The sequence below is a fragment of the Janthinobacterium sp. FW305-128 genome (genome assembly GCF_020858135.1).
In the GTDB taxonomy this organism is placed as follows: Bacteria; Pseudomonadota; Gammaproteobacteria; order Burkholderiales; family Burkholderiaceae_D; genus Janthinobacterium.
Genome location: NZ_JACYMK010000003.1, coordinates 484,711 through 490,809, shown reverse-complemented (window position 1 = coordinate 490,809; position 6,099 = coordinate 484,711). Strand labels below are relative to the sequence as shown.

Annotated in this window: 5 protein-coding genes and 1 rRNA gene; 3 read left to right on the top strand and 3 right to left on the bottom strand. The window is 58.4% G+C overall.

Annotated elements, in window-relative coordinates; translation table 11 throughout:
- Window positions 1-67: ribosomal RNA gene (locus IGS60_RS09835) — 16S ribosomal RNA — on the bottom strand; the annotation flags it as partial.
- 586 nt (window positions 68-653) lie between these two features.
- Between IGS60_RS09835 and IGS60_RS09830 the strand changes: the two genes are divergently transcribed.
- The 3 genes from IGS60_RS09830 (at window position 654) to IGS60_RS09820 (ending at window position 4,129) form a co-directional block, all read left to right on the top strand.
- The gene (locus IGS60_RS09830) at window positions 654-1,946 is read left to right on the top strand and encodes a sensor histidine kinase (protein ID WP_121668793.1); all 1,293 of its coding nucleotides are present in this window, start codon (window positions 654-656) and stop codon (window positions 1,944-1,946) included.
- 68 nt (window positions 1,947-2,014) lie between these two features.
- Window positions 2,015-2,773, top strand: a complete 759-nt coding sequence (locus IGS60_RS09825) for a LytTR family DNA-binding domain-containing protein (RefSeq protein ID WP_070219462.1) — start codon at window positions 2,015-2,017, stop codon at window positions 2,771-2,773.
- Between the two features lie 165 nt (window positions 2,774-2,938).
- Complete coding sequence (locus tag IGS60_RS09820; protein WP_230504060.1) at window positions 2,939-4,129, top strand: PAS domain-containing sensor histidine kinase; 1,191 nt, start codon at window positions 2,939-2,941, stop codon at window positions 4,127-4,129.
- A gap of 46 nt (window positions 4,130-4,175) precedes the next feature.
- On the opposite strand, the gene IGS60_RS09815 is transcribed toward IGS60_RS09820, so the two are convergent.
- Window positions 4,176-5,123: a porin gene (locus tag IGS60_RS09815; protein WP_046682561.1), complete on the bottom strand. Its 948-nt coding sequence runs from the start codon at window positions 5,121-5,123 to the stop codon at window positions 4,176-4,178.
- 310 nt (window positions 5,124-5,433) lie between these two features.
- On the bottom strand, window positions 5,434-6,084 hold the full coding sequence (locus IGS60_RS09810) for a class I SAM-dependent methyltransferase (protein ID WP_070219464.1): 651 nt from the start codon (window positions 6,082-6,084) through the stop codon (window positions 5,434-5,436).
- Window positions 6,085-6,099: the final 15 nt, after the last annotated feature.

Below are 6,099 nucleotides of genomic sequence, written 5' to 3'. Positions count from 1 at the left end.
GTTCGACTTGCATGTGTAAGGCATGCCGCCAGCGTTCAATCTGAGCCAGGATCAAACTCTTCAGTTTAATCTCTGTTACTTTGCCATTTTATTGGCACCGTCATTGCTGACGGGTCGCTCACTTCAAAAACAACTGACAGGCCACTTCTTGCGAAGCGTCCTATTTCATTTATTTATTCGTGAACATTTGATATTTTAAGTTTTACAGCGATCCGAAGATCACTGCTGCACTTACATCAAATGCCCACACTTATCGACTGTTAATTGTTAAAGAACTGTATTCGGTACTGCTTTCGCGCTATCGACAAAGCGTTGTGTTTGTCAGCTGCGAAGAAGGAAGAGTATGAAGCGTTTCGGCTCATTCGTCAACCTTCTTTTTTCACCCTACTTTACTCGGCATTTGCATGCGTCGTTCAGCGAGGGGGCGAATTATAGCCCTGCCCCGCGCGGCCCGCAAGCGCTATTTTCCCACGCTCACCGCCCAGCAAGCCTTGTCTTCACTTCAAGCGCCTTTTTGTGCAGCCTGTCGCAATCGGCTGGCGTAGTTCGTGGTCTTTAGGCACAGTGGCAATATCAGACTCTGACGCTACTCAACAAGGGGTTAAACTTGCCCGCTGCGTCGATTAAACTCTAGTACTTGAAAGTGCCCCCTCATGCTTCCGATTTCCAGCCTGCCCCAATTGTTGAAAACCATCCTCGCTTGGTTACAACGGGCATTCGACGCGACGACGACCTGGGTCACCCAACTGTCTTGGTGGAAATTCTTCCTGTTCGCTGCACTGGCTCTGATCGCCGGCTCCATTTTGCAAGATGAGCTGTTCTCGTCCAGCCCGGACGAAGAAGTGGTCATCAAGTCGCATAAACGCAGCAGCAAGGGTTCGGGGGAAACCAATATCCTGATCGACGATACGGGCATCCATTTCAATCCCCGCAGTGGCAAGAATCGCCGCAGCAGCGCGGCCGAGGCGGCCAGCGATCCAGCCGATGCCGCCGAGGCGGACGCAAAAGCCAGTGCCGTGCCGCCGGAACCGCCGCAACCACCAGCCGCCCCCGCCAAGCCCAACTATCCGGTGACCACCAATGCTTCAGGGGAAGAAGTCCATATCGAATTGCCGCCGCAAATCGGCGAAGAGTTGTCGAATGCCATCGAAGAAGCGGTCGATGATGCCGCCGAGCAAAAAGTGTCGCGCTACCACCAGCAAGCCTCGACATGGTTCAAGAGTTTTGTCTCCTTGCTGGTGTTGGCCCTGTTCGCCATGAAGGCCCTGGTCGGCGGCAAGAAGCGGGCCGAAGCGGAAACCGTCACCGCAAATGAGGCGGCCGAGCGCGAATCCATGCAGCGCCAGCTCAGCGAGGCGAAGATGCAGATGATGCAGGCGCAAGTCGAGCCGCACTTCCTGTTCAATACGCTGGCCTCCGTCGAACACCTGATCCAGGTCGATCCGCCGCGCGCGGCCAAGATGCAGCGCAGCCTGATCCAGTATCTGCGCGCCGTGCTGCCGCAAATGCGCGACAACGCCCTGATTACCAACCTGGGCCGTGAGGCGGACATGGTGCAAGCGTACTTGAACCTGCTGAAAATGCGGATGGAAGAACGCCTGACCGTCGACTTCCAGATTCCCGACGGCCTGCGCAGCGCCGCCTTCCCGCCCATGATGCTGCAATCGATGGTGGAAAATGCCATCAAGCACGGCCTGGAAGTCAAACCGGAAGGCGGCACCCTGCGCATCGTGGCCGAAGTGGCGCACAGCAAGCTGCGCGTGACCGTCACCGATGACGGCCTGGGCTTTGGCGTAGTGCCCAGCGATGGCACGGGACTGGGTTTGCCCACCATACGCGAACGCCTGAAGCTGTTGCATGGCGACGAGGGCAGCCTGACCATTACGCCAAATCAACCGTCCGGCGTGTGCGCCGTGATCGAAGTGCCATATCAATTGTCCAAGTAAGACAGAGTAGTTGATAAAAACGCTAAATCATTGAATAATCAATCTTCGCCTGTTCACACTTGAGACCTATGCCTACCGCTATTATTGCCGACGACGAAAGACTGATGCGCGACCAGCTACGCCTGCGCCTGGGCCAGGCCTGGCCTGAACTGGAAATCATCGGCGAAGCCAAGAATGGCGACGAGGCGATCGAACTGGTGGAACAACTCAAACCCGATTTTGCCTTCCTCGATATCCGCATGCCGGGCAAGACGGGCATGGAGGCGGCGCAAGCAATAGGCAACAAGACGCATATCGTCTTCGTCACGGCCTATGACAGTCACGCCGTCGAAGCCTTCGAGCGGGGCGCCGTCGACTACGTGCTCAAGCCGCCCGAGCATGAGCGTCTGCTGGTGACGGTGGAGCGCCTGAAAACGCACTTGAACAAGCCGGCCCTGGACGTCAACAGCAGCGTCACGGCCATGCTGTCGCAACTGGCGGAAAAAATCACGGCCAAGCCCACCTACCTGCAATGGATACAGGCCAGCATCGGCCAGGACTTGCGCATGATCCCCGTGGAAGAGATCCTGTTCTTCCGTTCTGACGAGAAATACACGTGCGTGCAGACGGCCAAGTATGAAGCGCTGATCCGCAAGCCCGTGCGCGACCTGGCCGAAGAGCTCGACCCTTCGCTGTTCTGGCAAATCCACCGCGCCACCCTGGTCAACGTGAATGCCATCGAAGGCGTGACGCGCGACATCCGCGGCCGTCACCTGGTACTCATCAAAGGCAAATCCGACAAGCTCGAAGTGAGCCGCAGTTTCCTGCACCTGTTCAAGCAAATGTAAGACTCCGCCGCCGCCCGGCCCAGGCCGGTGCGGCGCCTTGATCTCTTCCTTTCCCCTTCCTGCGCCACATCAAGCCGCGCCGCACCAGCAGGCATAGGCTAGATAAAGTCCAACTCTCCATCGCTGTCCTGTCTGCCTTCGTACACGTTCGCAAGGAGAAGCCCCATGCCCGACCGAGGCAGTCCTGCACTGCTGCGCATCTTGCCGCTGGGTATGGCGGCAGCGCTTTTGCTGTGCCTGTTTCCGCCACTGAAAGCCCGCCGGCAGCAGCAGGCGCGCGGACAAGCCATCATCGACAGCGCCAGCGACGCCATCATCAGCATCGACAGCCAGCAAATCATCCTGCATGCAAACGCGGCAGCGGCCAGATTGTTCGACGACACGCCGGCCGGCATGCGCGGCATGCGCCTGGGTCACTACATCCTGCGCGACTTGCGCACCCTCGGCGGCCTGGGCCAGCACGATGGCGAGCCGCCGTTTGGCGATATCAGCCAGGAACTGCGCCTGACGGGCCGGCGCGCCACCGATTACACCTTGACGGGACGGCGCAGCGATGGCGTCATGTTTCCCCTCGAAGGATCGCTCTCGGCCATGCAGGAAGACGGCCACAGCGTCTTTACCATCATCGTGCGCGACATTACGGCGCGTCAGCAGATGCATGAACAGCTGGCCCGCTCCTTTTCGCAATTGCGTGAATTGTCGAGCGCGCTGCAAACCATCCGCGAAGAAGAACGCAAGCATATCGCGCGCGAACTGCATGATGACCTGGGGCAATTGCTGGCCACCTTGCGCGTCGACCTGACCCTGGTGCGCCAGCACACGGACACCACCGCGCCCCTGCATGCCCTGCTGCAAAGCATGGACGGCTTGCTGGTGACGGCCATTACCTCGCTGCGGCGCATCGCCAGCAACCTGCGCCCGCGCGCGCTCGATGAAGGGGGATTGTATTTTGCGCTGCAAAAACTGCGCCACGACTTCCTGCTGCGCCGCGCCATCCATTTCGACTTGCTGGCCGACGAGGCTGACCTCGTGCTCGACGATGCGCGCAGCACGGCCATCTACCGCATCGTGCAGGAAGCACTGACGAATATCGCGCGCCATGCCGAAGCCAGCCACATCACCATCGCCCTGCACCGCATCGACTCCTCGCTGGCCATCACCATCCAGGATGACGGCCGCGGCATTGCCGAACACGACCTGGAAAAAGCCACGGCACTGGGGCTGCTGGGCATGCGCGAACGGGTATGGGGCTTGAACGGCAGCATCCATATCGGCGCCGATAGCGAACTGGGAGGCACGCGCATCGACATCTCGCTGCCCATGAATGCCGAGGCGGCATCCGCGGCGATGCAATAAAAAAAGGCGCCCACAGGCGCCTTTGCTTCGTCACATCGAATGATGCTTAGAATTTGTGTGCCAGACCGATCTGGTACGAAGTCAGCGACTTGACGCGCTCGCGGCCAGCGTAAGCGTACACGTCGGTGCGCTTCGACAGGTGGTAGTCGTAACCGACGCCGAATTCCTTGATGGTGTCCTGATCCTTGAACTTGTTGTTGCTTTGCTCTTGCTTGCCATACGACACTTTGGCATCGCCGCCGCCCACCGTGTAGTTCAGGCCGATCAGGTAGGACTTGAATTCGCCAGTCGTCGCAACCTTGGTGTCGCCTTTCGAGTAGGCGGCCGTGATCTTGGCCGGGCCGAATTTATAGCCGCCACCGATGGACCACAGGTCAGGCTTGGCGGCCGTTGCCGTTGCTTGCACGGCTTTTTCGTAGCCGGCGTGCAGGCTGATCGGGCCATTGTCGTAGGTTGCCAGGCCAATCACACCCGCGTCAGCGCTGTTGACTTCGCTCAGCACGTATTGCAGGCTGCCCACGAAACCTTCAAAGCTTGGGCTGTTGTAGGTGACGGCGTTGTTGACGCGCGACGAGCCGACGCCCGAACGCAGCAGGGTTTCATTGTTCTTGCCGACCACGCCGTAGGTGTTGAATGGGTCGACGCGGGCGATGGTGCCATCGACCAGATTCTTAGTGCGGCCCAGGATGGCGGTACCGAAAGCGCCTTTCAAGCCCACGTACGCTTGACGGTCGAACAACACGCCTTTTTGCGCGCCGGTGTCAGCCAGGAATTCACTTTCCAGGTTGAAAATTGCGGACAGGCCGCCACCCAGATCTTCCGTACCCTTGAAACCGAGGCGCGACGCATTGTTTTCGCGTTGTACCGTCGGCTGGCCAGTGGTCTTGGCAATACCGAGGTCAACCAGGCCGTACACGGTGACGTTCGATTGTGCTTGCGCCGTAGCTGCTGCGAAGGTGCCGATGATCAATGCTGCCAGAGTAATTTTTTTCACTTGAGATTCTCTACATTAGGTTGGACAAGAATGGTGCTGCTTAGCTGCTGAACCGAATCATGCCCACGAAATACTTCAACAATATGACATCGACAAGATGTTGTTTTTTGGAACAACATCTTGTCAGATAAAAACAACAGGCGAAAAAAAACCGCCCGGAGGCGGTTCATGCGGCGGCAAGGCCTATTTACCGTAGGTCGGATTAGCGGGGCAAGGCCACGCGTAATCCGACTAGCACCTTCGGCAACGCCTGTCGGATTGCGCCCTACGGGCTAATCCGACCTACCGCTACCATATAGACAGATCAGCCTTACTTCAGACGGCAGCTCAACAGCCAGTAGTATTCCAGGCGCTTCATGCGGATTTCGCGGGCCGAGTGGGCAAACTTCTTGCGCAGGTGGCTATCCGATGGGAAATTCTTCAGCACTTCATAGCGCTCGCCCGCCTCCGTCGTGCGGAACTGGTGCGTATTGCCTTCCAGGTCGGTGCGCGCGATCACGGTGCTGCTGCCATCGACATACGAGTTGTCGATCAGCACCAGCAGGATGTCCTTGCCCAGCTTCGTGCGCAATTGCTTCAGATATTTGTCCTGGTCTTCGCGCTTGACGTGCGACCACCAGAAGCCCGCGAACACGGCCGTGAACTTGCCCAGCATGTCGTCGGGCAAGTTGAAGGCATCGAGCTTGGCGAAGGTGACGTTGTCGGGCAAGCCGCGTGCCTGGGCCAGCGCCAGCATTTCATCGTTGATATCGGTGGCCAGTACGGACTCGGCCGACTCGGCGACCACTTCCGTCCAGTAGCCGGTGCCGCAAGCCAGTTCCAGCACGGTGTGGCCTTCCAGCACGTCGGCGACCTTGTCGCGCAACACTTCCAGGTCTTCCTGGCGTTCGGGCTTGTCATAGACGCGCTCGTACTGCTGCGCGATGGTGGCGTAATATTTGGCAAGCTGATCGGTAATCATTGTTTCTTCTCTTCT